This is a genomic window from Alloalcanivorax balearicus MACL04, from assembly GCF_025532145.1.
Lineage (GTDB): Bacteria > Pseudomonadota > Gammaproteobacteria > Pseudomonadales > Alcanivoracaceae > Alloalcanivorax > Alloalcanivorax balearicus.
This window is the reverse complement of the sequence record NZ_ARXS01000014.1, coordinates 81,434-108,162: the sequence shown is the minus strand read 5'-3', so window position 1 is coordinate 108,162 and position 26,729 is coordinate 81,434. Positions and strand designations below refer to the sequence as shown.

At 60.3% G+C, this 26,729-nt stretch carries 26 protein-coding genes; 18 read left to right on the top strand and 8 right to left on the bottom strand.

What is annotated here, in order from left to right; translation table 11 throughout:
* Window positions 1-25: 25 nt before the first annotated feature.
* From MA04_RS13215 to rluB, 6 genes are all read left to right on the top strand, one after another.
* Window positions 26-901 carry a PHP domain-containing protein gene (locus MA04_RS13215; RefSeq protein WP_163127444.1) on the top strand — a complete coding sequence of 292 codons (876 nt, stop codon included), beginning with the start codon at window positions 26-28 and terminating at the stop codon, window positions 899-901.
* Window positions 898-1,521, top strand: coding sequence for an L-threonylcarbamoyladenylate synthase (locus tag MA04_RS13210; protein ID WP_014994667.1), 624 nt, complete (start codon window positions 898-900; stop codon window positions 1,519-1,521). Before MA04_RS13215 ends, MA04_RS13210 begins: the two co-directional genes overlap by 4 nt.
* Before the next feature lie 94 nt (window positions 1,522-1,615).
* Window positions 1,616-2,830 (top strand): tryptophan--tRNA ligase, encoded by a 1,215-nt coding sequence (locus MA04_RS13205; RefSeq protein ID WP_014994666.1) that lies wholly within the window; start codon window positions 1,616-1,618, stop codon window positions 2,828-2,830.
* Window positions 2,831-2,869: 39 nt separating this feature from the next.
* Window positions 2,870-3,784 (top strand): segregation and condensation protein A, encoded by a 915-nt coding sequence (locus tag MA04_RS13200; RefSeq protein WP_014994665.1) that lies wholly within the window; start codon window positions 2,870-2,872, stop codon window positions 3,782-3,784.
* A complete protein-coding gene (gene scpB, locus MA04_RS13195) occupies window positions 3,781-4,644 on the top strand; it encodes an SMC-Scp complex subunit ScpB (RefSeq protein WP_163127445.1) in 864 nt (287 codons plus the stop codon). The genes MA04_RS13200 and scpB overlap by 4 nt, the downstream gene beginning before the upstream one ends.
* Window positions 4,637-5,479, top strand: coding sequence for a 23S rRNA pseudouridine(2605) synthase RluB (rluB, locus tag MA04_RS13190; RefSeq protein WP_262460892.1), 843 nt, complete (start codon window positions 4,637-4,639; stop codon window positions 5,477-5,479). Before scpB ends, rluB begins: the two co-directional genes overlap by 8 nt.
* Window positions 5,480-5,602: 123 nt before the next feature.
* Here rluB and MA04_RS13185 read toward each other — a convergent pair whose 3' ends face one another.
* Window positions 5,603-6,319 carry a 16S rRNA (uracil(1498)-N(3))-methyltransferase gene (locus tag MA04_RS13185; RefSeq protein WP_163127448.1) on the bottom strand — a complete coding sequence of 239 codons (717 nt, stop codon included), beginning with the start codon at window positions 6,317-6,319 and terminating at the stop codon, window positions 5,603-5,605.
* 115 nt (window positions 6,320-6,434) lie between these two features.
* Between MA04_RS13185 and MA04_RS13180 the strand changes: the two genes are divergently transcribed.
* Window positions 6,435-7,277: an AAA family ATPase gene (locus MA04_RS13180; protein ID WP_014994661.1), complete on the top strand. Its 843-nt coding sequence runs from the start codon at window positions 6,435-6,437 to the stop codon at window positions 7,275-7,277.
* Between the two features lie 45 nt (window positions 7,278-7,322).
* Window positions 7,323-8,501 carry a vWA domain-containing protein gene (locus MA04_RS13175; protein WP_262460890.1) on the top strand — a complete coding sequence of 393 codons (1,179 nt, stop codon included), beginning with the start codon at window positions 7,323-7,325 and terminating at the stop codon, window positions 8,499-8,501.
* Between the two features lie 48 nt (window positions 8,502-8,549).
* Here MA04_RS13175 and MA04_RS13170 read toward each other — a convergent pair whose 3' ends face one another.
* The 4 genes from MA04_RS13170 to MA04_RS13155 form a co-directional block, all read right to left on the bottom strand.
* Window positions 8,550-9,461 (bottom strand): DMT family transporter, encoded by a 912-nt coding sequence (locus MA04_RS13170; protein ID WP_262460889.1) that lies wholly within the window; start codon window positions 9,459-9,461, stop codon window positions 8,550-8,552.
* 120 nt (window positions 9,462-9,581) lie between these two features.
* Window positions 9,582-10,343: a slipin family protein gene (locus tag MA04_RS13165; protein WP_262460887.1), complete on the bottom strand. Its 762-nt coding sequence runs from the start codon at window positions 10,341-10,343 to the stop codon at window positions 9,582-9,584.
* Entirely contained in the window at window positions 10,340-11,725 is a 1,386-nt protein-coding gene (locus tag MA04_RS13160; protein ID WP_163127454.1) for an NfeD family protein, read from the bottom strand. The genes MA04_RS13165 and MA04_RS13160 overlap by 4 nt, the downstream gene beginning before the upstream one ends.
* 168 nt (window positions 11,726-11,893) lie before the next feature.
* A complete protein-coding gene (locus tag MA04_RS13155; protein ID WP_163127456.1) occupies window positions 11,894-12,667 on the bottom strand; it encodes a metallophosphoesterase in 774 nt (257 codons plus the stop codon).
* A 129-nt stretch (window positions 12,668-12,796) separates the two neighbouring features.
* Here MA04_RS13155 and MA04_RS13150 point away from each other — a divergent pair, with 129 nt between their 5' ends.
* Window positions 12,797-13,876, top strand: coding sequence for a fatty acid desaturase family protein (locus MA04_RS13150; protein WP_262460885.1), 1,080 nt, complete (start codon window positions 12,797-12,799; stop codon window positions 13,874-13,876).
* 7 nt (window positions 13,877-13,883) lie between these two features.
* Here the strand turns inward: MA04_RS13150 and MA04_RS13145 are convergent, their stop codons facing one another.
* On the bottom strand, window positions 13,884-15,071 hold the full coding sequence (locus MA04_RS13145; RefSeq protein WP_262460882.1) for a Bcr/CflA family efflux MFS transporter: 1,188 nt from the start codon (window positions 15,069-15,071) through the stop codon (window positions 13,884-13,886).
* Window positions 15,072-15,169: 98 nt separating this feature from the next.
* Between MA04_RS13145 and MA04_RS13140 the strand changes: the two genes are divergently transcribed.
* From MA04_RS13140 to MA04_RS13120, 5 genes are all read left to right on the top strand, one after another.
* Window positions 15,170-16,066: a LysR family transcriptional regulator gene (locus tag MA04_RS13140; RefSeq protein ID WP_022995038.1), complete on the top strand. Its 897-nt coding sequence runs from the start codon at window positions 15,170-15,172 to the stop codon at window positions 16,064-16,066.
* Between the two features lie 89 nt (window positions 16,067-16,155).
* A complete protein-coding gene (locus MA04_RS13135) occupies window positions 16,156-17,103 on the top strand; it encodes a LysR substrate-binding domain-containing protein (RefSeq protein WP_163127462.1) in 948 nt (315 codons plus the stop codon).
* Between the two features lie 87 nt (window positions 17,104-17,190).
* Complete coding sequence (locus MA04_RS13130; protein WP_262460881.1) at window positions 17,191-18,057, top strand: CmcJ/NvfI family oxidoreductase; 867 nt, start codon at window positions 17,191-17,193, stop codon at window positions 18,055-18,057.
* 23 nt (window positions 18,058-18,080) lie between these two features.
* Window positions 18,081-18,722 (top strand): 2-hydroxychromene-2-carboxylate isomerase, encoded by a 642-nt coding sequence (locus MA04_RS13125; RefSeq protein WP_262460879.1) that lies wholly within the window; start codon window positions 18,081-18,083, stop codon window positions 18,720-18,722.
* 98 nt (window positions 18,723-18,820) lie between these two features.
* The gene (locus MA04_RS13120; protein ID WP_063139552.1) at window positions 18,821-19,504 is read left to right on the top strand and encodes a type 1 glutamine amidotransferase domain-containing protein; all 684 of its coding nucleotides are present in this window, start codon (window positions 18,821-18,823) and stop codon (window positions 19,502-19,504) included.
* Between the two features lie 133 nt (window positions 19,505-19,637).
* Here the strand turns inward: MA04_RS13120 and MA04_RS13115 are convergent, their stop codons facing one another.
* Both MA04_RS13115 and MA04_RS13110 read right to left on the bottom strand, forming a co-directional pair.
* Complete coding sequence (locus MA04_RS13115) at window positions 19,638-20,762, bottom strand: type I restriction enzyme HsdR N-terminal domain-containing protein (protein WP_205475479.1); 1,125 nt, start codon at window positions 20,760-20,762, stop codon at window positions 19,638-19,640.
* Window positions 20,763-21,127: 365 nt separating this feature from the next.
* The gene (locus tag MA04_RS13110) at window positions 21,128-23,275 is read right to left on the bottom strand and encodes a TonB-dependent siderophore receptor (RefSeq protein WP_262460878.1); all 2,148 of its coding nucleotides are present in this window, start codon (window positions 23,273-23,275) and stop codon (window positions 21,128-21,130) included.
* A 298-nt stretch (window positions 23,276-23,573) separates the two neighbouring features.
* Between MA04_RS13110 and ccoN the strand changes: the two genes are divergently transcribed.
* Genes ccoN through ccoP form a run of 4 tightly spaced genes read left to right on the top strand, consistent with a single transcriptional unit; the run spans window position 23,574 to window position 26,724 of the window.
* Window positions 23,574-25,007, top strand: a complete 1,434-nt coding sequence (gene ccoN / locus MA04_RS13105) for a cytochrome-c oxidase, cbb3-type subunit I (protein WP_262460876.1) — start codon at window positions 23,574-23,576, stop codon at window positions 25,005-25,007.
* Window positions 25,008-25,017: 10 nt separating this feature from the next.
* Window positions 25,018-25,653 carry a cytochrome-c oxidase, cbb3-type subunit II gene (gene ccoO, locus MA04_RS13100; protein ID WP_262460875.1) on the top strand — a complete coding sequence of 212 codons (636 nt, stop codon included), beginning with the start codon at window positions 25,018-25,020 and terminating at the stop codon, window positions 25,651-25,653.
* On the top strand, window positions 25,650-25,820 hold the full coding sequence (locus tag MA04_RS13095) for a cbb3-type cytochrome oxidase subunit 3 (RefSeq protein ID WP_022995063.1): 171 nt from the start codon (window positions 25,650-25,652) through the stop codon (window positions 25,818-25,820). The genes ccoO and MA04_RS13095 overlap by 4 nt, the downstream gene beginning before the upstream one ends.
* Complete coding sequence (ccoP, locus tag MA04_RS13090; RefSeq protein WP_014994627.1) at window positions 25,813-26,724, top strand: cytochrome-c oxidase, cbb3-type subunit III; 912 nt, start codon at window positions 25,813-25,815, stop codon at window positions 26,722-26,724. Before MA04_RS13095 ends, ccoP begins: the two co-directional genes overlap by 8 nt.
* Window positions 26,725-26,729: the final 5 nt, after the last annotated feature.

Genomic DNA, 26,729 nt, shown 5'->3' with positions numbered 1-26,729 from the left:
CCATGATCGCCCGTCTGGAGGGCTAATGTACCAGTGTCCGGATTTTCACTCCCACAGCCGTGCTTCCGACGGCCAGCTGACCCCGGCGGAGCTGGTGTCGCGGGCGGCGGACTATGGCGTGGATGCCCTGGCGTTGACCGATCACGATACCCTGGCCGGGCTGCCGGAGGCGCGTGCCCGGGCGCGGGAAGTGGGATTGGAACTGGTGCCAGGCATCGAGCTGTCGGTGCAATGGGACAACCGCGAAATCCATGTGGTCGGATTGTGGCTTGATGAGGACAATCCGGTGCTCCGGGCCCGGGTGGCCAGCCAGATGGAGGCACGCCGGGAGCGCGCCCGGCGCATCGGCGACCGCCTCGATCGTGCCGCCGGACTGACCGGCAGCTACGACCAGGCCTGCGCCCTGGCGGACAGCGACGCACCCGGCCGCCCCTGGTTCGCGCGCATGCTGATCAGCGAAGGCAAGGCCCGGGACAACCAGCACGCCTTCAACCGCTTTCTTAAGAAAGGCCAGTCCGCGTACGTTTCCACGCCCTGGTGCACGCTGGAGCAGGGCGTGGCGGATTTGCTGGCCGCCGGCGCGGTGCCCGTGCTGGCCCACCCCCTGGCTTACAACATGACCCGCAAACGCTTGCGGCAGTTGGTTGGCGCCTTCCGTGATGCCGGAGGATTGGCGCTGGAGGTGTTAATGCCGGGGCTGACGCCGGCGCAGGGCGCGTTGCTTGAAGAATGTTGGCGTCATTTCGGGCTGGCGGTGTCCGGTGGCAGTGATTTTCATTCCCCGGAACAGAAATGGCTGCGGCTGGGCGGGTTGCCGCCGTACCCGAAGGATGCGGTCCCGGTATGGGCGGCCCGAGACCTTGCGTCAGCGCGGCAAGCGGCGGACAATCCGCGCCCATGACCACCGTACTCCACATTCATCCGGAAGATCCGCAGCCACGTCTGATCAGCGAAGCCGCCAAGGTGTTGCGCCAGGGCGGGCTGATTGCCTATCCCACCGACACCACCTACGCGCTGGGTTGTGGCATCGGGGAGAAGGCGGCACTGGATCGGCTGATTCGCCTTCGCCGACTGGACAATAAACACCAGTTCACTCTGTTGTGCCCGGACCTGTCGGTGCTGGCGCTGTACGCCAAGGTGGACAATCCGGACTACCGTTTGCTCAAGGCGCACACGCCGGGCGCGTATACGTTTATTCTTCAGGGCACCAGTGAGGTGCCACGGCGGCTGATGCATCCCAAAAAGCGCACCATTGGCATCCGGGTACCGGACCACCCGATCTGCCAGGCACTACTGGCGGAATACGGTGAACCGATCATGACCAGTACTGCCCATTTGCCGGACGATGAGTTTCCGCTCACCGACCCGCAGGACGTGCGCGACTTTCTGAATAACCAGGTGGATCTGGTGATCGATGGCGGCTTCTGCGGCGTCACCGAAACCACGGTGATCTCCCTGGTCGATGGCAACGGACCGGAGGTGATCCGTGAAGGGGCCGGGCCGTTGGACGCCATTTTCTGAACCCGGTGGGGTACACAATCCGTGCACCCTGTCCCTGGGCACCTTCTTCGCCTTATAATCGCTGGCTTTCACGCCTTCACGACAGGAGTCGGTTTTGAGTTCCGTGGTTCCCGCCCAACGAGTGGTTTCCGGCATGCGTGCCACCGGCCGTCTGCATCTGGGACACTATCATGGGGTACTGAAGAACTGGGCACGTCTGCAGCATGAGTACGAGTGTTTCTTTTTCGTCGCGGACTGGCATGGTCTGACTACCGAATATGAAAATCCGGGCAGCATCGAGCAGCACACCTGGGATCTGGTGGTGGATTGGCTGGCCGCCGGTGTCAACCCGGGTTCCGCCACGCTGTTCGTGCAGAGCCAGGTGCCGGAGCACGCGGAGCTGCATCTGCTGCTGTCGATGATCACGCCGCTGTCGTGGCTGGAACGGGTGCCGACCTACAAGGACCAGCAGGAAAAGCTCAAGGAAAAGGACCTGGGTACCTATGGTTTTCTCGGCTACCCCCTGCTGCAGGCCGCGGACATATTGATTTACCGGGCCGGGCAGGTGCCGGTGGGGGCCGATCAGGTGGCCCATGTGGAACTGACCCGGGAAGTGGCGCGCCGCTTCAACCACCTCTATGGCCGTGAGCCGGGGTTTGAGGAGGCGGTGGCCGCGGCGATCAAGAAGATGGGCAAGAAACAGTCCCGCATCTACTTGAATCACCGCCGTCAGTATCAGGAACAGGGCGATGAATCGGCCCTGGAAACCGCCCGGGCCTTGGTCCAGGACCAGCAGAACATTACTCTGGGCGACAAGGAGCGGCTCTACGGCGACCTGGAGGGTGGCGGCAAGGTGATCCTGCCCGAACCCCAGGCGCTGTTGACTCCGGCTTCGCGCATGCCGGGCCTGGACGGTCAGAAAATGTCCAAGTCCTACGGCAATTTCATCAGTCTGCGCGAGGAGCCGGGGGAAGTGGAAAGCAAGATTCGGCGCATGCCCACGGACCCGGCAAGGGTGCGTCGAAGTGACCCCGGAGACCCGGAGAATTGCCCGGTGTGGGAATTCCACAAGGTCTACAGCGACGATGCCACTCGTATCTGGGTGCGCGAGGGCTGCACCAGCGCGGGGATCGGCTGTCTGGACTGCAAAAAGCCGGTGATCGAGGCGGTGCAGGAGGAAGTGGAGCCGATCCGCAAGCGGGCGGAAGAGCATTTGCGTAATCCGGACCTGGTGCGGTCGGTTCTGTCCGACGGCTGCGAAGAGGCCAGGGAACAGGCTCGCGCCACTTTGGAAGAGGTGCGGGCGGTGATGGGACTGCACTATCGATGAATAAGCCGTCGATAAGCAGGTACCAATGAGCAAGGTGCGATGAACGATCCGAACCCGGTGGACAATCCGCTGATGCCACCGCCTGCTCCACAGCAGGCGGAGATGCCCTTTGGGCTGATCTACGGCAAGGCGATCACCAAGCTGCCGGATGATCTGTACATTCCGCCCGACGCACTGGAAGTGTTCCTGGAAGCCTTCGAGGGGCCGCTGGATTTGCTGCTGTATCTGATTAAACGGCAGAACCTGGACATCCTTGACATTCCGGTAGCGCAAATCACCAGCCAGTACATGGAGTACGTCGAGCTGATGAAGGCGCTCAACCTGGAGCTGGCCGCCGAGTATCTGGTCATGGCGGCCATGCTGGGCGAGATCAAATCCCGCTCGTTGCTGCCGCGCCCGGCCAACGAGGGAGAGGACGAAGGCGAGGATCCCCGCGCCGAGTTGATCCGCCGGTTGCAGGAATACGAGCGGTTCAAGAAGGCGGCGGAAGATATCGAGGCGCTGCCCCGGCTGGAGCGCGATATCCATCTGGCCGCCGCCCGCCGTCCGGAATATGTGCGTGAGAAGTCGCAGCCGGACGTGGATATGCGCGAGCTGCTGCTGGCGCTCAAGGAAGTGCTGCACCGTGCCGACATGTTTGAGAGCCATCAGGTGTCGCGGGAAAAGCTTTCCACTCGCGAACGCATGGCGAATGTGCTGGACCGCCTGAAGGGACGGGAATTCGTGCCCTTCGTGGAGTTGTTCGACGCCGAGGAGAGCAAGTTGGGCGTGGTGGTGACCTTCCTGGCGGTGCTGGAGTTGGTCAAGGTGTCACTGGTGGAACTGGTCCAGAACTCGCCGTTCTCACCGATCCACATCAAGGCAAAAACGGTGACGGTGGAAGAGTCTGATGTGATCGCGCAGCTGGAACTGGAAGATGACATCCCGGACGCCGAACAAGGGAGCGAGGCATGAGCGAACTGTCGCCGGAGCGGATCAAGAGCATTCTGGAAGCGGCGATTCTGGCCGCCGACGGCCCGCTGGACCGGGATACCATGCTGACTCTGTTCGACGAACAGGATTGTCCCAGCAAGGCGGATCTGAGCCGGTTGCTGGAATCTCTGAGCGAGGATTATGCCGAACGGGGCATTGAGCTGAAGGAAGTCGCCACCGGTTTCCGTTTCCAGGTGCGCACTGAACTGGGGCCCTGGGTCAGCCGTTTGTGGCAGGAAAAGCCGCCTCGCTACAGCCGGGCGGTATTGGAAACGCTGGCGTTGATGGCTTACCGCCAGCCGATCACCCGTGGCGAGATCGAAGAGATCCGCGGCGTTTCGGTGAGTTCCCATATTATTAAGAGCCTGATGGAACGCGGCTGGGTGCGCGTGGTCGGACACCGGGATGTGCCGGGCCGGCCGGCGATGTTCGCCACCACCCGCCAGTTCCTCGATTACTTCGATTTGAAGAGTCTGGACGAGCTGCCGCCTTTGGCGGAGATCCGCGACCTCGACAAGCTCAACGAGGAACTGGCGCTCAGTGATGCGCCGTCCGAGAACGAGCCTGTGACGGAGGGGGAAGACGGAGACGAGGCCGAGCCGGACAACGCCAACGTGCTGGCATTGAATATGCACGATGAGCCGGAGATCGACGAATCCACCTTGATGAGCATGGAAAAGGTGGACTCGGTGATCGCCAATTTTGAAGCGGAATTCCGCCGCCGGCCGGATTCGGGTGCATCGGAAGAGGAGGGCGCTTCTCCCGATGAGCAGGACCCGGAGCCGCCGGAGCAGGAGGCGGCCGACATGACGGCCGATGAAGAGCGTTCGCCCAATGAGTGAGAAGTTACAGAAGGTGCTGGCCCGTGCCGGGCTAGGTTCGCGCCGGGAACTGGAGGTCTGGATCGCCGAGGGGCGAGTCTCCGTGAACGGCAAGGTGGCGACCCTGGGAGACCGGGTGGAGCCAGAAGATGCATTAAGAGTGGATGGCAGGATCATTCGAGTGAAGCCGGAAGAAGACATAGTTCGACGCGTGATCATTTATCACAAACCCGCTGGGGAGGTGTGCTCGCGAAATGATCCCGAAGGCCGGCCCACGGTGTTTGATAACCTGCCGCGTCTGCAGGGTATGCGCTGGGTGCAAGTGGGACGGCTGGATATCAATACCACCGGCCTGATGCTGTTCACCACGGACGGAGAGCTGGCACACCGCCTGATGCACCCGTCGAACGGCTTTGTTCGCGAGTACGCGGTGCGTATCCGTGGCGAACTCGCTGACGAGCAGCGCGGTGCCCTGCTGGAGGGCGTGATGCTGGAGGATGGGGTTTCCAAGTTCGACAGCATTGAGGAAGCCGGCCACAACGAGGACGCCGCCAACCGTTGGTACAAGGTATCGCTTACTGGCGGGAAATACCGTGAAGTGCGCCGCCTGTTCCAGTCCCAGGGGCTGGATGTCTCCCGGTTGATGCGGATTCGTTTTGGCGACCTGACGCTGCCGTCCAGCTTGCGCATGGGACGCTGGCAGGAGCTCACCGAGGAAGAGATTCGTCCGCTATTGGACAGAGTGGATCTGAAGGGCAAGAAGTACACCGGCCTGTATGGTCGGGCCCGGTTGCGTCATCAGCGTGGCGGCAGCAAGCCACCGCGTAAGCCGCGGCGCAATCCTTACCGCCGCTGAGCACCGAGGAAGAGGGGTATCGCGGTCCGTGGACCGCTGGTGCCCCACGATTTAACTCCTGGCAATGTCATATTAGCGGGTGCCCGGACAAGCTCCCACAGCGGCTTCGTACTGATTCTTTGGTCAGGGCAAGCGCATCAAGCTGCCCACCAGGGCGGGCAGGGCGGTCTCCACGCGCAGAATACGGCTGCCGAAACGGTGGCAGCGGAACCCGTGCGCTTCCAGCAGCTCCACCTCGAACGGGGTCCAGCCTCCCTCGGGGCCGATGGCCAGGGTCAGCGGTCCGTCTTGTTGATGGGGCAGGTCCGCATGGTCGCCGGGGTGAGCCAGCAGCCGCTCTCCGGGGCCGGCCCAGGTATCCAGTTCATCTTCCACGAAAGGACGGAAGCGCGGCGCCAGGCGTAACTCCGGCAATCGGGTGTCCATTGCCTGCTCCAGTCCCAGCAGCAGTTTTTCCCGCAACAGGCCGGCCTTCAGATTGGGGGTGCGCCAGTAGCTCTTGTCCACCTTCCAGCTGTTGATCAACACAATCCGCTTGATGCCCAGGCTGGCGGCGTCCACCAGCAGTCGCTTGAGCATCTTGGGGCGGGGCAGGGCCAGCAGCAGGTTCAGATCAAGCGGGGGAGGAGGGGGAGAAACAGCTTTAAAAAAAATCGTTATCTCATTGTTTTTTATGGATTCCAAACGAGCAGAACCTATGTCTCCGTCGAGCACGCCGGCACGGCATTGATCCCCTTCGGCCAGCTGCAACACCTGGCGCACGTGCTCGCACTGGCGGGCATCGAGCCGCCAAAACGGGCCTTGCAGATGTTGTTCCGGGTGCAGAAGGAGCAGATTCATGGTCGCGGATTATGACACAATCCTCCCGCTTCATGGCGGTTCTGGCCCTATGCGCTCTGTCCGCGGATTGCTAGAGTGTCCGGCCATGTTTCCGAAACGATGTGGAGATTCCTGCATGCAGTTCCAGGGTACCGACCAGTACGTCGCCACCGACGACCTGAAAATGGCGGTGAACGCCGCGATCGCGCTGCAGCGCCCCCTGTTGATCAAAGGGGAGCCCGGCACTGGCAAAACCTTGCTGGCCGAACAGGTGGCCGAGGCTCTGGGCAAGCCGCTGCTGGCCTGGCACATCAAGTCCACCACCAAGGCTCAGCAAGGCCTGTACGAGTACGATGCGGTATCACGGCTGAGAGATTCGCAGCTTGGCGCCGACGGTGTGGAAGATGTTTCCAACTACATCAAGAAGGGCAAGCTGTGGGAGGCCTTCGCCGCCGATGAGCAGGTGGTGTTGCTGATCGACGAGATTGATAAGGCCGACATCGAGTTCCCCAACGATCTGTTGCAGGAACTGGATCGCATGGAGTTTTTCGTCTACGAGACCGGCGAAACCGTGCGCGCCGCCAAGCGGCCGATCGTGATCATCACCTCCAACAACGAGAAGGAACTGCCGGACGCGTTCCTGCGCCGTTGTTTCTTCCACTACATCAATTTCCCCGATGCCCAGACCATGATGAAAATCGTGGATGTGCATTTCCCGGACATCAAACAGGAGCTGGTCTCCGAGGCGCTGGAAATTTTCTTCGACCTGCGCAAGGTACCGGGCCTGAAGAAAAAGCCGTCCACCAGTGAGCTGATCGACTGGCTGAAGCTGCTGCTGGCCGACGATATCCCCGACGACGTGCTGCGCAATCGCGACACCAAGAAGGCGATTCCGCCGCTGTACGGCGCCCTGGTGAAAAACGAAGCGGACGTTCAACTGCTGGAACGCCTGGCGTTCATGAACCGGCGCGAGCGCTGATCGGCGGCCCGTGCCGATACGCTCATTCCGTTCACAGAGGTTGCTATGCTGATTGGCTTCTTTGAAAACCTGCGCACTCACCGGGTGCCGGTGAGCCTGCGGGAGCTGCTGGATCTGTGCGATGCACTCAAGCACCACGTGGCCTTCGGCTCCGTGGAGGACTTCTACATGCTCTCGCGGGCGGTGATGGTCAAGGACGAGAAGTACTACGATCGCTTTGACCGCGCCTTCGCCAGCTATTTCGAAGGGATCGAGAATATCGAGCCGGAATGGCTCAATCGGGTGATCCCGGACGAATGGCTGCGCAAACAACTGGAAAAGACCCTGTCTCCGGAAGAGCGCGAAAAGCTCAAGGGGCTGGGCAGTCTGGAAAAGATTCTCGACGAACTGCGCAAGCGTCTGGAAGAGCAGGAGAAGCGACACCAGGGCGGCAACAAATGGGTTGGCACCGGCGGCACCAGTCCGTTCGGTGGTTACGGCGAGAACCCGGAAGGGATTCGCATGACCGGCCCATCCCGCAACAAGCGCGCGGTGAAAGTCTGGGAAAAGCGCGAGTACCGCAACCTGGACGACTCGGTGGAGCTGGGTATCCGCAACATCAAGCTGGCGCTGCGCCGGCTGCGCAAGTTCGCCCGTACCGGCCGGGAGGAAGAACTGGATCTGGATGACACCATTTCTTCCACCGCCCGCAACGCCGGCTTGCTCGACATTAAGATGCGCCCGGAACGGGAGAACCGTGCCAAGGTGCTGTTGTTTTTCGACGTGGGCGGTTCCATGGACCCCTACATCAAGCTCTGCGAGGAGCTGTTCTCCGCTGCCCGGCTGGAGTTCAAGCACATGGAATATTTCTATTTCCATAACTTCGTGTATGAGTACGTCTGGAAGGACAACCGCCGCCGCTGGGACGAGAAGACCGCCACTTGGGATGTCCTGCACAAGTACGGCAATGATTACAAAGTGATCTTTATCGGTGACGCCGCCATGAGCCCGTACGAAATCAACTCCGCCGGCGGTTCCGTGGAGCACTGGAACGAAGAGCCCGGATCGGTCTGGTTCCAGCGCATCAAGGACACCTATGAGAAGGTGGTGTGGCTGAACCCCGAGCCGCAACGAGCCTGGGAGATGACCACGTCCACCCAGTGGATCAAGCAGCTCGCCGAGGACCACATGTACCCGCTGACCCTGGAAGGGCTGGAGCGGGCTATGAAACACCTCAGCAAATAACCTCCCGGGATGCCTCTCTCCCGGTGGGAGAGAGGCGCCGGGCTGGCTTCAGGCCGGTTTCGGTTTCTTGTCGGATTTCAGCATGGCGATGCTGGCCAGGACCAGCGCCATGCCCAGCCATTGCACCGGTCCCAGGTGCTCATCCGGAAACACTGTCATTGCCGCCAGTACCGTCACCACCGGCCCGAACATGGACACCACGCCGGCCCGGCCGGTATCGGTGCGGCGAATGCCCTCGAACATGAGAAAGAACGGGATCACGGTGGAGAACACCACCATGACCACCATCCAGCCGAGCGCCGGCGCTGGCAAGCGCAGGCTCTCAAGCGGCACGCCCGGCAACAGGAACGCCAGCATCGCCACCAGCGTGAAGCTGTTGGAAAGCTGGTTGAAGCGCACCGACCCCAGCGGTTTCATCAGCGACTGACTGGCCCGCCAGAACAGGGCGTAGCACAGTGCCGCGCCGAAGCCGTAGGCGAGACCGGCCGGATCCACGGCGCCGCCATGCCAGCCCGGCATCAGCACCAGCGCGATACCGACCCAGGCGCCGGTGAAGATCAGCAGGGAACGGCCCTCGGGCCAGCGTCGACGCTCCGCCGCCTGCAACACCATGACCATGGCCGGAAACAGATACAGCACCATGCGTGACAGGCTGGCGCCCAGGCTTTCGATGGCGTGGAAGTCGCACCAGGCGCTGATAAAGAACAGCAATCCGGTGCCGGCGCACAGAGTCCATTGTTTGGGGGCCAGGCTGCCGGCGGGAGCGGGATTGCGGCGCAGCAGCCACATCCCGCCAAGCCAGAACAGCGGCACGGCCAGGGCAAAGCGCCAGATCAGCAGCGCGTTCACGGAGACACCGTACTGATAGATCAGTCGGGCGAAAATGCCCTTGAAGGCCATGGCGAAAGTGGCGGCGGCCACCAGGGTCAGGCCGGCTTGCCAAAAACCGCGACGCATCATGGGTACTCCATCGGCAAAGACCGCATGTTCCCGTCACGTCGCGGGAAAATCCAATGAAAAGCAGGATTGGCATTCATTCCTTCGTGGAATGAATGCCTTGAAAATCGATAATTAAAAGTGTTACTTGTCCGTTTCTCCGGGTTTCAGGAACCCTTTCAGCAGATCCATGGGCAGCGGGAATACAATGGTGCTGGAGCGATCGTTGGCCACTTCCGTCAGGGTTTGCAGATAGCGCAATTGCAGCGCCTGGGGCTGCTCCGACAGCGTGCGCGCCGCCTCCAGCAACACCTGGGCCGCTTCTTTTTCGCCGTTGGCGTGGATCACCTTGGCGCGTCGAATCCGTTCGGCTTCCGCCTGCCGTGCGATCACCCTAACCATGGTTTCATCCAGGTCCACATGTTTGATTTCCACATTGGAGACCTTAATGCCCCAGGAATCCGTCTGGTCATCCAGGATTTCCTGGATGTCGCGATTCAGCTCGTCCCGGGAGGCCAGCATTTCATCCAGTTCATGTTTGCCGAGCACCGAACGCAGAGTAGTTTGTGACAGCTGGCTGGTGGCGGCGAAGAAATCCTCCACGTTAACCACGGCCTTCTGTGCATCGATCACGCGGAAATACAACACTGCGTTGACCTTCACCGACACGTTGTCCCGGGAAATCACATCCTGGGTCGGAATGTCGAGCACGCGGATACGCAAGTCTACTTTCACCATTTGCTGCACGATGGGGATGATCACGATCAGCCCGGGTCCCTTGACCCGGTAGAAGCGGCCGAGCATGAACACCACGCCGCGCTCGTACTCGCGCAGAATCCGAAAAGCGCTGAGCAGAAAGGCGATCAAAAGGACCGCCAGTGAAATCCAGAAATAGTAGGTCGTCATGATGCGTCCTCCACATTCAGGGTCAGCCCCTGCCGGCCGATGACCCGCAGTCGTTGGCCTTTGCGCACCGGGGCGGCGGTGCGGGCACGCCACAACTCACCGTTGATGCGTACCATGCCGAGAAGCTCGAAATCCTGGATCGCTACCGCCGGTTGGCCGATCAGGGTATCGGCGCCGCTGACCAGAGCCTGCCGCCGGGAGCGAGTGATCAGGCGGATCATGACGCCGACCAGGAGCAGGGATCCGGTGCCGACGGCGGCAATCACCGGTAGCGCGATCTGGAACGCGGGCAATTCGGTATCCATCAGCATCACCGAGCCGATCACGAAAGCGGCCACACCGCCGATACCCAGTACCCCGAACGAGGGCGACAGGGCTTCCGCCGCGATTAGCCCTATACCCAGCACAATCAAGGCCAGGCCAACGTAGCTCACTGGCAACAGGTGCAAGGCGTAGGCGGCCACCAGCAGACAGATGCCCCCGAGCACGCCAGCCACGCCGACGCCGGGGCTGGAGAACTCCAGGATCAGGCCGTAGATGCCCACCAGTAACAGCAGGTAGGCGACACTGGGGTTGGTGATGATCGCCAGAAAGCCGGTGCGCCAGTCCTGCTTGATGTTCCGTACCTGATGGTCGCTCAGCGTCAGAGTGTGTTGCTGCCCGCGAATTTCGATTTCACGGCCTTCCAATTGCGACAGCAAGGCGGGCAGGTCATCGGCGATCAGATCGATGACCTTCTGTTCCAGCGCCTCCGCGGCGGGCAGGCTGGCTCCCTGGCGTACCGCCTGCTCGGCCCAGTCGGCGTTGCGCCCGCGCAGTTCCGCCAGTCCACGGATATAAGCCACGGCATCGTTGACCTGTTTGTTGCGCAGGGCAGTGGCGCTGTCCGGCGCCGCGTTCTGATTTTCGTCGCCGTCGCCAGGGGGGTTGCGGATCGGGGCACCGCCGCCCATTTCCACCGGGGTTGCCGCGCCAAGATTGGTGGCTGGTGCCATGGCCGCGATATGGGCGGCGTAGAGCAGATAGGTGCCGGCGCTGGCGGCGCGGCTGCCGGAAGGGGCGACGTGGATGGCCACCGGCACCCGTGAGTCGAGAATGGCGCGAATCATGGCGCGCATGGAGTGGTCCAGACCGCCAGGTGTGTTCAGCCGTAGCACGAACAAAGCCGCTGCCTCGTCGTTGGCGTCTTCCAGCGCGCGCACGAACCAGTCGCTGACCGCCGGGCCGATGGCATCATCCAGGACCATTACGCGGACTTCAGGTGGTGACGCGGAAAGGGCGGAGTGCTGCGCGGAGGGAGATTGAGCGGAAACGGGGAGGGCGATCAGCACGGTCGCGGCCAGCGCCAGAAGCAGGATCAGGAACAACGGCTTGCGTGCCATGGTTCACCTCCCATTGAGGTCGAAGCCCGCCGGACCGGCGCGGCCCTGTTCCCATGTAAACGCAAACCGTTGCCGAGTACCAGCGCTTTGCACGTTGGTCGGTTTTGATCTTTTCTTTCTTTTTAAATCAATAATTTAAAGGGGAAAATTAAAGTAAATACTTCGCTTCTAGGCCGGCACGCTGACCGTCTTGTTCCAGTCAAACCCGGAGGTTTCACCGCGATAGCCGGACTGATTGGAGATCAAACGCCCTTCGCCTACCGGCAGATCCAGCGACAGATGGGTATGGCCGTGAATCCACAGATCCACCAGACCGATACGGTCTTCCAGTCGGGAGAAGAAAGCGCCGTCCAGCGGCCCGGGAGAGAAGACCGGATGGCAGCAGGCGCCGGCGGGTCCGTGATGGCTGATCACCACGGTGGGGCCGTCAAAAGGTTCGGCGATGCGCCGGTCCAGCCATTCAATGGCGGCCTGGTGCAGAGCGAGCGCGTGTTCCGGGAGAAACGGCACGCCTTCAATGGTGATCAATTGATGGTCTGGCATGCGTTCCGCGGCCATTGCCATCGGTTCGTCCCGATTTTCGCCGTCGTAGGCCAGGTAATCGGTCCACAGGGTGCAGCCGAGGAAACGAATGCCGCCGATCACCGTCTGATCCCGGTCCAGCACCTGGACCCGGGTCCCTTCCGCGCGCTGGCGCATGGCGGCCAGATTATCCTGGATATCGTGGCGGTAATATTCGTGGTTGCCCGGCACATAAAGCACCGGTTTATCGTGCTTTTCGGATTGCTCCACGGCCCATTGCACGCCGCGGTCACCGGTATCGATGTCGCCAGCGAGAACAATCAGGTCGGCGTCGGTCTCGGGGATGTCCGGAATCGCCACCGGTGGCTCGGCGCGACGGTACAGCTCGTTATGCAGATCGCTGAGAGGATGGATGATCACGATACTTCCTTGCTCCGGCAGGATGGTATGGGGTTCTTAAGCATAGCTGTTCCCTACGGTAAGGTCAGCCGTCGACACCGATGCTTTATTACGGCGATACACGCTGAGGGGCTTTCGGTGTAACGTTTCATGACCCGCAAATACACATCCCATTACACGGCGGGATTGCCGAACAAGAAATCCGGACAGCACCGGGAGAAGGGCATGGACCATCAGGCGGTATATCGACATAACCACGCCACCCGTCGCAAGATTCACGAGATTTTCACCCGTGAGGAGATGGCGGCACTCACCGCCCGCTCCGATGCCATGGGCGCTTGGGCGATCGCCTCCACCTGGGCCGCTATCGCCGGCTGTTTCTGGGTGATGGCTTGGGCTCTGAGGTGGGAACCATGGCTGCAGATACCGGTATTGATACTGGCGACGGCTCTGTTGGGTGGCCGGCAACTGGCCCTGTCCATCCTTACCCACGAAGCCACCCACAAGACGCTGTTTCAGCGCCGTTGGGCCAATGAAGGCCCCACCGACTGGTTGTGCGCCAGGCCGTTGGGACTCAATCTGGCCAAATACCGGGCCCACCATTTCATCCATCACGCCAGGACCGGTACCGATGAGGACGCGGACATTTCGCTGATCGAGCATTTGCCCACCACCCGCCGCTCTCTGATGCGCAAGTTCCTGCGTGACCTGACCGGCCTCACCGGTCTCAAGTTTCTGCTCGGCCGCGTGTTGATGGACGCCGAGCGGATGAAATGGACCGTGGCCACCAATGTGGAATGGCTGCCGAAGCGCGGCTTTGTCTGGCATCTGCGGGCGTGGCTGCGCAACAGCCTGCCGACGGTGATCACCAATCTGCTGCTGTTTGCCGCGCTTTACCTCTGTGGCTATCCGCAATTGTTTCTCGGCTGGGTCATGGCTTACCTGATTCCCTATCCCTTGTTTATCCGCATTCGCGCGCTTGCCGAACACGCCGGTACCGAACGCTGTGCCGACATGTTCCGCAATACCCGCACCACCCGGGCCGGCTGGCTGGCACGTCTGTTCGTGGCGCCGTTCCGGGTCAACTATCACCTGGAGCATCATGCCATGGCCTCGGTGCCCTGGTTCCGCCTGCCAGCCATGCACCGCATGCTGCGGGAACGGCAAGTGGTACCGGCACCACCGGGGTACTGGCGGGTGCTGGACATCGTTTCGTCGGCACCGGCGTGAGTGCCACTCAGGAGCCCTTCAGACCCGGACGCAACAGCGCCACGTATGCCAGCAAGGCCAACAACACCAGTGCCATGCTGTACAACGGAAAGGTGATGCTCTGGCCATCGTGCAAAGCCGCCATGCCTTGAGTAACGGCGGCTACCACGGCGTAATAGGCGAGTCCCATTACGGCTCCGGCGGTTCCGAGCGCATCATGGTACCGCTCCAGTGCCCGGTGCAGACAGACGGTGGTGGTCAGGGTGAAACCGGTGAATAGCAGGGCGGCGAAGGCGATGAACGGGACCAGGGCAGGGCCCTGCGTTGACAGGCTTGCGACACCCGCCAGACCGCCGGCAGCGAGCAACATCCCGATCAGCCCCAGCCGGATGAGCGCGCCGCTTTCCCAGCCTTTCCAGCCCAAATAACGCAGGATTATGGCGCCGACCACGCTGCCACCCACTACCCAGAGTCCAGTCAGACCGTACTCCGCGGGCGTCAGCCCCCCGCTTTGAATCAACAAAAACGGGGCTTCCCCGTGGTAACTGAACAGCACGCCGTTGGCGATTCCGATAACCGCCACCATGCCGGCAATAAAGCGATCACCCAGCATGCGCCGGACAACAGGCAGCAGCGCTGGCGTCGGCCCGCCGCCGGTCTCCGGCAAGGCGCGCCAGACCGCCAGCCACAGGACCAACCCCATCATCAGCAGCAGTGTCAGTGCGGCCCGCCAGCCCCACAAGGTGGTTACCATGCCGCCCAGCAAAGGGCCTATTGCGGTGGACAGCGGAATCAGCATGCCGATCGTGGCAAATACCCGCACCCGATCTTCGCCCTGGAACGCTTCCCGGCACACCGCCTGGATCACCACCGAACAGGCGGCAGCCCCGAACGCTTGCACCGCGCGTCCCGCGCGCAGCATGGCCAGTCCTTCTGCACCAACGCACAGCCAACTGCCCGCCGCGTAGACCGCAAGAGCAGCAAGCAGGGCGGGGCGGCGTCCCCAGCGGTCACTGAACCGACCCCACACCAAAACACCAAGTGCGAAACCGAGAAAGAAGACGCTTAGGGAGGTCTGCGCCTGACTTTCGCTGATGGCAAGTCCCGCGGCCAGATCCGTCAGCGCGGGGGTGTAGATGGTTTCGCCGATCTGCGGCAGTGTCACAAGAGCGGCGAGCAGAATCACCGAGGGTGGGGGAAATCGTGTAGGGGACATGGGGCCTCCGTTCAGCTTGGCGGGCAAGATTAGGAGGCCCGGGGTATTGATGGAATGTGCTTTAATGGAATCCTTTCTTAATCAGAAGTTACGAATTAATGAAGGCCAGACTGGACCACATGAGCACCTTCCTGAGCGTGTGCGACAACGGCAGTATTGCCGCGGCCGCCCGTGCGCTCGGATTGTCCGCGCCGGCGGTCAGCAAACAGTTGTCCGCTTTGGAGCAGTCCCTTGAGGTTGTCCTGCTTGAGAGAACCACCCGCCGCATGGTCCTGACTCCGGCCGGCAGAACCTTTCAGGAGCACGCCGTGGCCACGTTACGACTGCTCGACGACGCGGAAAGAAATTGCCTCTCGCGAATCAAAGGCGAACCTTCAGGAACCTTGAGAGTGGTGGCCGCCCGTTGGCTGACGAAGACGTCTTTGTTACCACACCTGGACGAATTCGTGCGCCGCTACCCGGCAATTGATCTGGAATTGGAACTGGCCGAGCGCTTCCCGGATCTGGAGCAGGAAAACGTCGATCTGATCTTCGCCATGTCGATGGCGGGCAGCAACGGTATGGTACGGCGAAGTCTTGGCAAGACCGCCTATTGGCTTTGCGCCTCGCCGGACTACATAGAGCGCCACGGCATGCCTGAAACACCGGAGCAATTGGCGGAACACCGGCTCATTACCCATGCCATGCGGCATCCGCCGGATCGTGTCTGGCTGTGGGGTAGTCGCCAAGTGGTTATGCGGCCGGCGCTGCGGCTCAACGACACCGAGGCAATGATCGAAGCCGTGAAACAGGGGCTTGGCCTGGCCTGGTTGCATCACTATATGGTGCTGGAAGCAATCGAGGCCGGACACTTGTGCCGGCTGCGGTCCGAGTGGGAACAACCACCGATTGATGTGGCCTTGTTCTATCGGGCCAGCGGCCGGGCCCTGCCGGCGCTGCGTCATTTCATCGATTTCGCGGTGAGCCACTGTCGCCTGCCGCCACTCCCGACTTAGCATTCCTGACCTGGCATTTCCGACATAGACTCGACAAAAGCGGAACAACAGGCGCAGTCTTGGCGGATGTTTTTCCATGAGAGCCAGGAATGACTGCCCCCCTTTATCGCCTGCCGCCGATGGATGCGCTGCGCGGCTTCGTCGCCGTGGCCCGTAGGATGAGTATCACCGTGGCCGCGGAGGATCTGCACCTTACCCAATCCGCGGTCAGTCGCCAGATCCAGACGCTGGAAGCCCGCCTGGGTTGCAAATTGCTGGTCCGGGAATACCGTGGCGTCAGACTGACCGAAGCAGGCCGGCGGCTGTTCCAATCGGTGGACCCGATGATGCGGGAACTGCAGGAACTGGTGGAAACGCTTGGTGGTGGCGAACAACGCAAGCCGGTCACTATTACCGCCAGCATGGGTGTGGTGGGACTGTGGTTGCTGCCGCGGCTCGGCGATTTCATCACGCGCCATCCGGAGGTGGATGTGCGTGTGGCCGCCAACAACAGAGTCGTGGATCTGGACACCGAGGGCGTTGATCTGGCGATTCGTTACTGTGCACGCTCCGCGGCTCCAGAGGGCGCGATCAAGCTGTTCGGCGATGAAATCATCGTGGTCGGACATCCGGACTGGCGGGATGTCGCGCTGAATCGGCCGGAAGTGTTCGCTCGTCAGGTGCTATTGGAATTCGACGATCCTGACCACCCCTGGTTGCAATGGTCATCCCATCTCGGCAGCGCCGGACTGAACCATTTGCGCCCGGCGCGGTTGGTACGTTTCAACCAGTACGACCAATTGATTCAGGCGACGGTGAACGGTCAGGGGCTGGCGCTGGGGCGACGGGCGCTGGTGGCGGATTTGATCAGGGAAGGGCGCTTGCAGGTCTTTGATCTGGGGAAGGGGGAGCCGTCCGGCCTGCCATCCCGCTCCTCCTCCAGCCCTTCGTCCAAAAAATATGCCCACTGGCTGATCCAGGCGTCGCCGTCGCCGTCCATCTCGGTGCGCGCACTGGCGGAATGGCTGGTGTCCCAGGCGGCATCCAGCCATGAGTAAAAAGCATATCATTGCTGCAAAATGATCGTTTGAGCGGCGCTTCTGCGAAGCCTTCAATGGATTCTCACCCAGATGGAGGCGCAGCGTATGAATCATCTCTCATCGTCTTTTGCTCGTCATGAGGCGGCCATGCGGGCCCATCTCAGTTTTCATGTGCCCGGCGCCGAACGCCCCCGCCACTACATGTATCAGCCCGAGGACGGCTCCCCCCAGGATTCAGGCCAATATGAAATCCGGGCCATGACCATTCTGGATGCGCGTCGCGCGGACTTCGAACCGGAGCTGGACAGACAGGGATTCCGGTTATTGCGAACGGACACAGCGGTGCCGAACCAGGTGGACGACGGCGACTGGGTCGCCGCAACCTACTATCCGCCGATGGCGGAGATGGCCCGGCGCGCCACCGGCGCCGACCGCGCGCTGGTGTTCGATCATCAGGCCCGCCGCCGTGAGCCCGGCCAGATCACCGCCGGGTTTGGGCGGCAGGGTGATGGCAGTCGCCCGGGGGCGGTGGGGCGGCTGCACAACGATTACAGCGAGGCCTCCGGACGGGCCAGGGTGGCCGCGGTGCTGGCTCGCCAGGGGGAGCGTATGTCACCGCACAGCCGTTATGCCATTGTCAATCTGTGGCGGCCGTTACGCGGCCCGGTGCTGGATGCGCCGCTGGCACTGTGCGATGCCTCGACCCTTTCGGTATTGGATCTGAACCCGGCGGAGGTGCGCTACCGAGAGCGCGCTGGCGAGATCTATCTGACTCGCCACACCGCCCGCCAGCGCTGGTATTACTACCCGGCGATGACGCCGGACGAGGTGCTGATTTTCAAGCAGTACGACACCCAATTGAGCGGTACCGCGCGGTTCACGCCGCATGGCGCCTTCGATCCGCTGGCGCTGCCCGCCGATGTGGCTCCGCGTCATAGTATCGAACTTCGCGTACTGCTGATTCATCACTGACGGCTCCCGACGGAGGAAATCCCATGGTCTCGAAACATGCCGCTCCAGCCATGGAGTTCTGGTACGACTTTGGCAGCAACTACAGCTACCTGAGCGTCATGCGGGTGGAAGAGGAGGCGGATCGCCACGGCGTCGCCATTGTCTGGAAGCCGTTCCTGCTCGGCCCCGTTTTCAAGGCACTGGGCTGGCAGGGATCGCCGTTCCTGGCGCAACAGGAAAAGCTGCGTTACGTGTGGCAGGACATGATTCGCCAATGTGAAAAATACCGGCTGCCGTGGACCCGGCCGTCGACATTTCCCCGTAACGGCTTGCTGTCGTCCCGGGTGGCGCTGCTGGGGGCGGATATGCCATGGATCGCGGAGTTCAACCGCCAGGTGATGCGGCATAACTTTCAGCGCGACCGGGACATCAACAGCGAGGAGGAGGTGGGTGATATCCTCGTGGACATGGGGTTGCCGGCGGAGTCGCTGTTAAAGGCCGCCCAGTCCGACCACAACAAACAACGCTTGAAGGAGCAAACCCGGGAAGCCCTGGACCGGGGCCTGTTTGGCGCCCCGACCTTTCTGATCGGTGACGCCATGTTCTGGGGGAACGACAGGCTGGATGATGCCCTGCTGCACGCCGCTACCGACGAATGCCAGAGCAGAAATCGCCGTGGTGATTGATGCGCTTGGTCTGGAGTAAAACACGGCGCTTGCCCCTTCGCTCGCTGCGGTGTATGCCTTGCAAAGAGCAGAGTCCCTTTCCATGAGGAGGCTTCATCATGAGCAAGCGGATACTGCATGTCGTCAGTAACGTCGCCCATTATGCTGATCCGGCGGATCCGACCGGACTGTGGCTTTCGGAGCTGACACATGCTTACCACGAGTTCGAGAGGGCCGGCCATCAGCAGCGCATCGTCAGCCCGGAAGGCGGTCAGTCGCCCCTGGAGCCCCGTTCCCTGAAATGGCCCAACATCGATGCCACGGCGAAAGCCTGGTTGGCGGATGAGAACCGAATGGCGTTATTGGCGAACACCGCCAGTCCGGACCAGATCGACTCCGCGGATTATGACGCTATCTACTTCACGGGCGGTCATGCCGTAATGTGGGACTATCCTGGCGCATCCGGCTTGCAGCGGATCACCCGGGAGATTTTCGAGCGGGGAGGGGTTGTGGGGGCAGTGTGTCACGGCTACTGCGGCCTGTTGAATACCCGGCTTTCGGACGGCTCCTTGCTGGTTGCCGGCCGTAAGATCACCGGCTTTTCCTGGACAGAAGAAGTTCTGGCGGGGGTAGCCAAGAAGATGCCCTACAACGCCGAACAGGAGATGAAGGACAGGGGAGCCTTGTATGAAAAGGCGCTGCTGCCATTTACCTCGAATGTGGTGACTGATGGCCACCTGGTTAGCGGTCAGAACCCTCAGTCCGCCAAGGCAACGGCCAAGCGGGTGGCGTCCCTGTTGTGATTGGGGCCTGTTAAGGCAGGAGGATTGTTTCCTTAGTAAATACTCTATTTAACATAATATACATTACACTTAATTGTGTGTGGGCCGAGGAGCCTCTGGGATGACGGAGCCCCTTCACCAAGTCGGCTCCTCATTAGGAGCCGACCATTTCGGATTCTGGGTCCTCATCCGTGTCCGGTACGTCGTAGTACCCAATGGCCTCCCTCAATTGCCCCTTGTATTGAAAGATGTCCGTTGGTGACCGGATTGGATATCGGGTTTCCTTTTTGTCCTTATCGAACAGGCCGATGTATTTCTGGGATCGGTTGAAATGTAACCGACATATCGGCTTGCGGTTGTTGTCATCCAGTAGTACGCCAAAATAGCTTAAGGTGTCCCGTTCAGTGATGCGGTTGATGTCCACCTGGTCAGACAGGATCGCCCGGACGATATAGAAGCCCTGGAGTTCTTCCGCCGTGGTTTCGATCTGCGGCCCCTGGCCTTCCTCCTGTTCCGTCTCTTCCTGACGGTTCAAAGCACTGGAACGCTGGGTGTAATCATCACGTACAGCCCCTTTCAAGCGCTCGTTCAAGTTGTCGTTCAGAAACTGAGCGGTGGCTCGCTGTACAATGTCCCGGAACTCCTCTTTGGCTTTCTGGGTGAGTCGCCCGTCATAAACCTTGCCAGCGAACAAAACGACGAATTCCTCGGACGGTTGCGAGAACTCCTCGGCAATCAGCTTCTTGATGCGATTAGTATATTTCAGCTCGCCGGCGGCGGTGATGACATCACCCAGATCAAAGTCGTTCTTGGATAGCTTTCGGATCTCGTCCGATAATCGCCAATTGAAGTTGGTGAAATCGACCTCCATAAAGGGGTTCTTGTCCATGCGATTGGCGGCATCAAGATCGGTGAAGAATTGATAGCGAATGCCATTCGTGAGAATGGCAATACGAGCCTCGGTAACTGAAAAATAACGATAGAGTTGAGATGCATGCTTAAAGCCCAGCTCATCGCCGGCCCGTTTGCACTCAATGAGGATCTGAATCGAACCATGCTGTTTAACCGCGTAGTCGACCTTTTCTCCTTTTTTGATGCCCTGATCCGCGGTGAACTCGGGAATGACTTCCAATGGATTAAACACGTCATAACCCAGGATGTCTTTTATGAATGGCATTACAAGAGCGTTTTTGGTGGCTTCTTCCGTGGCCAGATCTCCGGCCAACTGCCCTACTTTGGACCGCATTTGTTCCAAACGGTCTTCAAAATCCATGAACATGGGATTCCCCTTCTTTGTGTTGTTGTATTGTTCCCCAAGAGGGTCTGGTTAAATCGCCCTATGAGATTAAGTCTAGGCGAACCATGATTAAGGTCAAATAACAAACAAGCCGTTTGGTTTTTGCACCGATTAAAAATGACCTAAAAAACGAATAAAAACATATAGTTAACATGTTTTTTTAAAGTGACTTGGTGAGCATGACGGACAGGCCCGTTCCTCATTGCTCCAGCAATGCCTCTCCCCACGTCTCCGCCCCAGGACTGGAAGCCCCTCCATGATTCTATTTGCCAGGGGTAAGCCCCCTTCCCTGCCAGGCGCCACCCTCCCGCGGAGGATGGTGCCTGGCGGCGTACTGGCCGATGGCACTACCAGCGATAGCTTACTTTCGCCGTGATTTCACGACCCGGGTTGTAGTAGTTTGCTGTGCCTGAGCCGACCACATGCTGCTCATCGAACAGGTTGTGGACATTGACGGTAACATTGATGTTTTTTATGAGCTGGTAGCCGAGAGACGCATCGAAGAGTGTCTCCGAGTCGCTTCTGGACGTGTTGGCGGCATCAAAGTAATAAGAGCCGACATGGCGAGCACCAAGACCAAAGCTCATCCCCGTATCTGGCAGAGTATAATGCCCCCAGAGCGAGGCGGTGTGTTTCGGTGCAATGGCGAACTCGTTCCCTTCGAGTGACGTGCCATCCCGGAGTGTGCCGCGAATCACTTTGGGTTCTATATAGGAGTAGCCACCGGTAAGACTCAGGTTATCGGTCAGCTCGACTTTGGCTTCCAGATCACCCCCTCGCACGCGGGATTCGCCAATGGTTTCCTGCTCGATGGTGCCGTTATCCTGCACAACGGCAATGGAAACGTCGTCTTTGTTCAGCTCATAGACCGCTGCCGAGAACAGCGCGTTCATACCCGCGGGCGCGTACTTTACGCCTATCTCGTGCTGCTCACCGCGTTCCGGTTTAACGCCGATGGACGGCGGTGCCACCGATTCCACATAACTGATATAGGTCGAAAGCCTGTCATTGACTTTATAGGTTAGCGCGCCCCGGGCTGACGTTTCCGAAAAGTCATCACTGTCATCGAATGGCGAACCATAGGAACTACCCTTGCTGGAAAGATCCATTGAGTCATTGCGAACCCCGGCCGTGACAACGAATCGATCATAAAAAGATAAGTTCTGTGTCAGGAAAACTGATTTGGTGGTGTAATCCTGTTTGTTGGTGCTATAGATATTCAGGCTGCTCGGAGCCCCGGAGTAAACCGGGTCTTCGATATCAATTGATTCCGTATCCCCATAGAAGGAGCTGTCATCCGTTGAGGCGTCACGGTATTCGATCCCCAGCAATGTGCTGCTGTCGACGTGATCGAAGCTGGCATCGTATTGCAGAATGACGTTGCCGATCAGCTCATGTGCTTTGCTGTTGGTGCCGAAGTAATCCCGATCCACCACCGTCCCTGTTCGCGCCGCGGAATCCGTCAGATAGACGTAACCAAAATCATCGGTCAGATCGCTGTAGCGCAGATTCCCGCGCAGGGTAAGCCCGTTACTGAAATCATGGGTGAGCTGCCCTGTCATGCTGGTACGTTCAACGTCGTGATAGTTGAAATCAGGCTCACCGAAGAAATCGCTGCGATCATATTCTCGATCAAGGGGATAACCACCACTGTTGGGCGTGCTGTCACGCTTCAGATAGTCCAGGATCAAGGTGGCGGAGGTATACGCTGTCGGCTCCCAGGTCAGTGACCCCATGAAAAACTGATTATCGTCTTTCGAGTGATCGTATTCGCGCTCGCCATCCTTGAATTTTCCGGTGAAGCGATAGGCCAGTGTCTGATCAGCGTCCAGTACGTCCCCCACATCGATGCCGGCCTCTTTCTGGTCAAAGGAGCCATAGCCGAGGTAGCCCTCGCCAAAGCGATAAAACTTCGGCCGTTTGCTCACGAAGTTTACCGAGCCCCCTGGATCCGCCGGGCCGAACAAGGTGGAGTTGGCCCCGCGCAGCACCTCAACGCGCTCATAGGCGTAGGGTTCCTCGCGCACACCGCGCATCGATCCCAGTGTCATGCCGTCACGGTAGGTAGTGGCCTGGAAGCCTCGAATTTTGAAATAGTCGTTACGGTCGTCGGTGCCGTAGTAATCGGTGATGACCCCCGGGGTATATTGCAGGACCTCCTCGGTGGTATTCGCGTTTCGCTGCTCGATCTCCTTTTCCGTGATAACCGACACGGAGGCCGGTGTGTCGAGGATGCTGGTTGCGACCTTGCCACCTACCCATAACTCTCGGGCAACAGTGGAGTTGGCATCATCATCAGGAGCTATTGCCTGCGTATTGACGATAATGGGGGCGAGTCGGTATACCGTTTCACCCTCATCCCCGCCGCCCGCCTCCTGTGCACTCCCAATTGTCGGTGCAATAGCCAGAGTCGTGCCGCATAGCAGCGCGGTCGTGGCTCGTCGGCACCGTGGTCTATTGACCTGGCGTCGGGCTGCACTGTTGCGATCAATCATTTTGAACCCCCTAAAGGTGAAGAACGTGGCCTGGCGCGCCCAATGAGCCTGATCAGCGCGCTTTACGATTCTCTATCGAAAGGGGTAGGGATTATCCGGGGGGAATCTGCCCGGGTCAATAATGATAATGTTTATCATAATTATTATTGTTCTTTGGCCGGCCATGCCAACAACTGACACCTCCGGGCCCCTTCAGGTCCGGATTTCGGCATCCGCCACGGTTCTATTGATGTATATCAAGGGCAGCTTTAGCGCCGACTGATACCTTGCACTCGCCTCAATCTGCAAGGACAACACCATGCAAGACGCCGCTGCGCCGCCGGCGTACCACTATCGTGTGGTTCGCCAATTTACAGTCATGACCGTGGTTTGGGGGGTCGTGGGCATGTTCGTGGGGGTTTGGATCGCCGCGCAACTGGCCTGGCCCGCCTTGAACTTTGATTTGCCCTGGCTGAGTTTCGGGCGCCTTCGCCCGTTACACACCAACGCCGTGATCTTCGCCTTTGGCGGCTGTGCCTTGATCGGCACGTCCTTATATGTGGTTCAGCGCACTTGTCAGGCCCCACTGGTGTTGCCGGGGCTGGCGGCTTTCGTGTTCTGGGGTTATCAGGCGGTCATCGTTCTCGCCGCTGTGAGTCTGCCGCTGGGATTCACCAGCGCCAAGGAATACGCAGAGCTGGAGTGGCCCATCGACATTCTGCTGGCCCTGGTCTGGGTGGCCTACGCGGTGGTCTTTTTCGGCACCATCGCGAAACGGCGCACCGGGCACATTTATGTGGCCAACTGGTTCTACGGCGGTTTTATCCTGGCGGTGGCGCTGTTGCATATCGTCAATAGCGCCGCCATACCGATTTCCCTGACCAAGTCTTATTCGGCCTATGCCGGCGCCATCGATGCCATGGTGCAGTGGTGGTATGGCCACAACGCCGTGGGCTTTTTCCTCACCGCCGGCTTCCTCGGCATGATGTACTACTACGTGCCGATTCAGGCGGAACGTCCGGTCTATTCCTACCGTTTGTCCATTGTGCATTTCTGGGCGCTGATCGCGGTGTACATGTGGGCCGGGCCGCATCACCTGCACTATTCCTCCCTGCCAGATTGGGCCCAGTCCGTGGGCATGGTGTTCTCCATCGTGCTGCTGGCGCCCAGTTGGGGCGGCATGATCAACGGCGTGATGACGCTGTCCGGCGCCTGGCACAAGTTGCGTGACGACCCGATTATCCGCTTCCTGATCGTCGCCCTCTCCTTCTACGGCATGAGCACCTTTGAAGGGCCGCTGATGTCGATCAAGACGGTCAATGCGCTCAGCCATAACACCGACTGGACCATCGGCCACGTGCACGCCGGCGCCCTGGGCTGGGTGGCGATGATCTCCATCGGCGCGCTTTATGTCATGACGCCGCGCCTGTTTGGCCGCCAGCGCATGTATTCCGTGGGCTGGATCAACGTGCATTTCTGGCTTTCCACCATTGGCACGGTGCTCTACATCGCCGCCATGTGGGTGTCCGGGATCATGCAGGGCCTGATGTGGCGGGCGGTCAATGACGACGGCACCCTCACCTACAACTTCGTTCAGGAGCTGGTGGAACGGCAGCCGTTCTACATTGTGCGTCTGATCGGCGGTGTGGTGTTCCTGGTCGGCATGTTGCTGATGGCACTCAATGTCTATCTCACCATTCGCGGCACCCGTGATGACGCCGGTGAAGACAACCGTCTGGCCCTTGCCTACTAGGAGATCAACGATGGCAAACCGACACGCCGTAATCGAGAAAAACGTGGGCCTGCTGATCGTGCTGATTCTGGTGGCGGTGAGCTTCGGCGGGCTGGCCGAGATCGTACCGTTGTTCTGGCAGAAATCCACCACCGAGCCGATGTCCACTTTGCGGCCCTACGATGCCTTGGAAATGGCCGGTCGCGATATCTACATCCGTGAAGGCTGCCATGTATGCCACACCCAGATGGTGCGGCCGCTGCGCGCGGAAACCGAGCGGTTCGGGCCGTACAGCGTGGCCGGAGAAGACGTCTGGGAGCATCCGTTCCTGTGGGGGTCCAAGCGTACCGGTCCGGATCTGGCACGGGTGGGACTGCGTCCGATCACCGAGCAATGGCATCGGGAACACCTGCGCGATCCGCGCGCGGTGGTGCCTGAGTCCAATATGCCAGCCTACCCCTGGCTGCAAAACACGCCGGTGGATTGGAAGCACATGGAACGCAAGCTGAGCGTGTTCAAGGACATATTCGGCGTGCCCTACAGCGAGCAGGATGTGGTCGAGCAGATGGAAAAGGTGAACGGCGAATGGGCCGATGCCAGTGAGGAAGACGCGCTGGTGGCTTACCTGCTCTCCCTTGGCCAGGCCCGTAAGGAGGTTCGTGAATGACTTATCACAGCGTTCTGACCGTACTGTTTTTCCTGGCGTTTCTCGCCCTGGTGGCCTGGGTCTACCGGCCCGGCCGCAAACAGCAATATCAGGAACTGGCCAAGCTGCCGGTGCGTGACGATCAACAGGCCCGGGCCGGGAGCGACGGGGAGCAAATCCATGAGTGATTTCTGGAGCGGGTACATCATTTTTATCGTGGTGTTGAATCTGGTGGGTTGCGCGGTGCTGTTGTTCGCCAATTCTCGCCTGTCCGCCGAGGAGGCGCGCCAGGACACCACCGGTCACAAGTTCGACGGCATCGAGGAACGAAACCAGCCCCTACCCCGCTGGTGGCTGTTTCTGTTCATCGGCACCCTGGTTTTCGCCGTCGGCTATCTGGTGCTCTACCCAGGCCTGGGCCGGTTCGGCGGCCTGCTGAACTGGACCAGCGTCACTCAGTGGGAACAGGAAGTGGCGCTGGTGGAAAAAAGCAGTGAGCCGTTGTTCCAGGAATTCGCCAAGGTGCCGGTGGATGAGCTGGCTCATTATCCCGAGACCCGGGACGTTGGTGGCCGGCTGTTCGCGCAGAACTGCGCCATCTGCCACGGCTCCGATGCGCGCGGCGCACGCGGCTATCCCAACCTTACCGATGGTGACTGGCTCTACGGCGGCTCCCCCGACGCCATCGTGCAGACCATTACCAGTGGACGCCGCGGCACCATGACGCCGATGGCGGCGGCCATTGGCAACAGCGACGAAGCGGTGCGGGACATGGCCATGTACGTGCAAACCCTCAGCCGGCCCGACCTCAAGGACAAGCCAGAGTATCGTGACGCGGCCGAACGGGCCGAGCCTCGGTTCCAGGTGTGCGCCGCCTGCCATGGCGCCGACGCCACCGGCAACCAGATGATTGGCGCCCCCAACCTGACCGATGGTATCTGGCTCTACGGGGCCCGTCTGGAGGACATCGAAACCACCATCCGGGAAGGCCGTCAGGGGCATATGCCAGCCCATGAAGGGGTTTTGACGCCGGAACGTATCCACGTGCTGGCCGCCTACGTCTACAGCCTGTCCATGGAGACCGAGGAGTAGTCAGA

What these genes read in the sequence shown, in the direction of transcription:
- MA04_RS13215 (WP_163127444.1), top strand. Translation starts at nt 26, where the DNA reads ATGTACCAGTGTCCGGATTTTCACTCCCACAGCCGTGCTTCCGACGGC.
- MA04_RS13210 (WP_014994667.1), top strand. Translation starts at nt 898, where the DNA reads ATGACCACCGTACTCCACATTCATCCGGAAGATCCGCAGCCACGTCTG.
- MA04_RS13200 (WP_014994665.1), top strand. Translation starts at nt 2,870, where the DNA reads ATGAACGATCCGAACCCGGTGGACAATCCGCTGATGCCACCGCCTGCT.
- scpB (WP_163127445.1), top strand. Translation starts at nt 3,781, where the DNA reads ATGAGCGAACTGTCGCCGGAGCGGATCAAGAGCATTCTGGAAGCGGCG.
- rluB (WP_262460892.1), top strand. Translation starts at nt 4,637, where the DNA reads ATGAGTGAGAAGTTACAGAAGGTGCTGGCCCGTGCCGGGCTAGGTTCG.
- MA04_RS13185 (WP_163127448.1), bottom strand. Translation starts at nt 6,319, where the DNA reads ATGAATCTGCTCCTTCTGCACCCGGAACAACATCTGCAAGGCCCGTTT.
- MA04_RS13180 (WP_014994661.1), top strand. Translation starts at nt 6,435, where the DNA reads ATGCAGTTCCAGGGTACCGACCAGTACGTCGCCACCGACGACCTGAAA.
- MA04_RS13175 (WP_262460890.1), top strand. Translation starts at nt 7,323, where the DNA reads ATGCTGATTGGCTTCTTTGAAAACCTGCGCACTCACCGGGTGCCGGTG.
- MA04_RS13170 (WP_262460889.1), bottom strand. Translation starts at nt 9,461, where the DNA reads ATGATGCGTCGCGGTTTTTGGCAAGCCGGCCTGACCCTGGTGGCCGCC.
- MA04_RS13165 (WP_262460887.1), bottom strand. Translation starts at nt 10,343, where the DNA reads ATGACGACCTACTATTTCTGGATTTCACTGGCGGTCCTTTTGATCGCC.
- MA04_RS13160 (WP_163127454.1), bottom strand. Translation starts at nt 11,725, where the DNA reads ATGGCACGCAAGCCGTTGTTCCTGATCCTGCTTCTGGCGCTGGCCGCG.
- MA04_RS13150 (WP_262460885.1), top strand. Translation starts at nt 12,797, where the DNA reads ATGACCCGCAAATACACATCCCATTACACGGCGGGATTGCCGAACAAG.
- MA04_RS13145 (WP_262460882.1), bottom strand. Translation starts at nt 15,071, where the DNA reads ATGTCCCCTACACGATTTCCCCCACCCTCGGTGATTCTGCTCGCCGCT.
- MA04_RS13140 (WP_022995038.1), top strand. Translation starts at nt 15,170, where the DNA reads ATGAAGGCCAGACTGGACCACATGAGCACCTTCCTGAGCGTGTGCGAC.
- MA04_RS13135 (WP_163127462.1), top strand. Translation starts at nt 16,156, where the DNA reads ATGACTGCCCCCCTTTATCGCCTGCCGCCGATGGATGCGCTGCGCGGC.
- MA04_RS13130 (WP_262460881.1), top strand. Translation starts at nt 17,191, where the DNA reads ATGAATCATCTCTCATCGTCTTTTGCTCGTCATGAGGCGGCCATGCGG.
- MA04_RS13125 (WP_262460879.1), top strand. Translation starts at nt 18,081, where the DNA reads ATGGTCTCGAAACATGCCGCTCCAGCCATGGAGTTCTGGTACGACTTT.
- MA04_RS13120 (WP_063139552.1), top strand. Translation starts at nt 18,821, where the DNA reads ATGAGCAAGCGGATACTGCATGTCGTCAGTAACGTCGCCCATTATGCT.
- MA04_RS13115 (WP_205475479.1), bottom strand. Translation starts at nt 20,762, where the DNA reads ATGTTCATGGATTTTGAAGACCGTTTGGAACAAATGCGGTCCAAAGTA.
- MA04_RS13110 (WP_262460878.1), bottom strand. Translation starts at nt 23,275, where the DNA reads ATGATTGATCGCAACAGTGCAGCCCGACGCCAGGTCAATAGACCACGG.
- ccoN (WP_262460876.1), top strand. Translation starts at nt 23,574, where the DNA reads ATGCAAGACGCCGCTGCGCCGCCGGCGTACCACTATCGTGTGGTTCGC.
- ccoO (WP_262460875.1), top strand. Translation starts at nt 25,018, where the DNA reads ATGGCAAACCGACACGCCGTAATCGAGAAAAACGTGGGCCTGCTGATC.
- MA04_RS13095 (WP_022995063.1), top strand. Translation starts at nt 25,650, where the DNA reads ATGACTTATCACAGCGTTCTGACCGTACTGTTTTTCCTGGCGTTTCTC.
- ccoP (WP_014994627.1), top strand. Translation starts at nt 25,813, where the DNA reads ATGAGTGATTTCTGGAGCGGGTACATCATTTTTATCGTGGTGTTGAAT.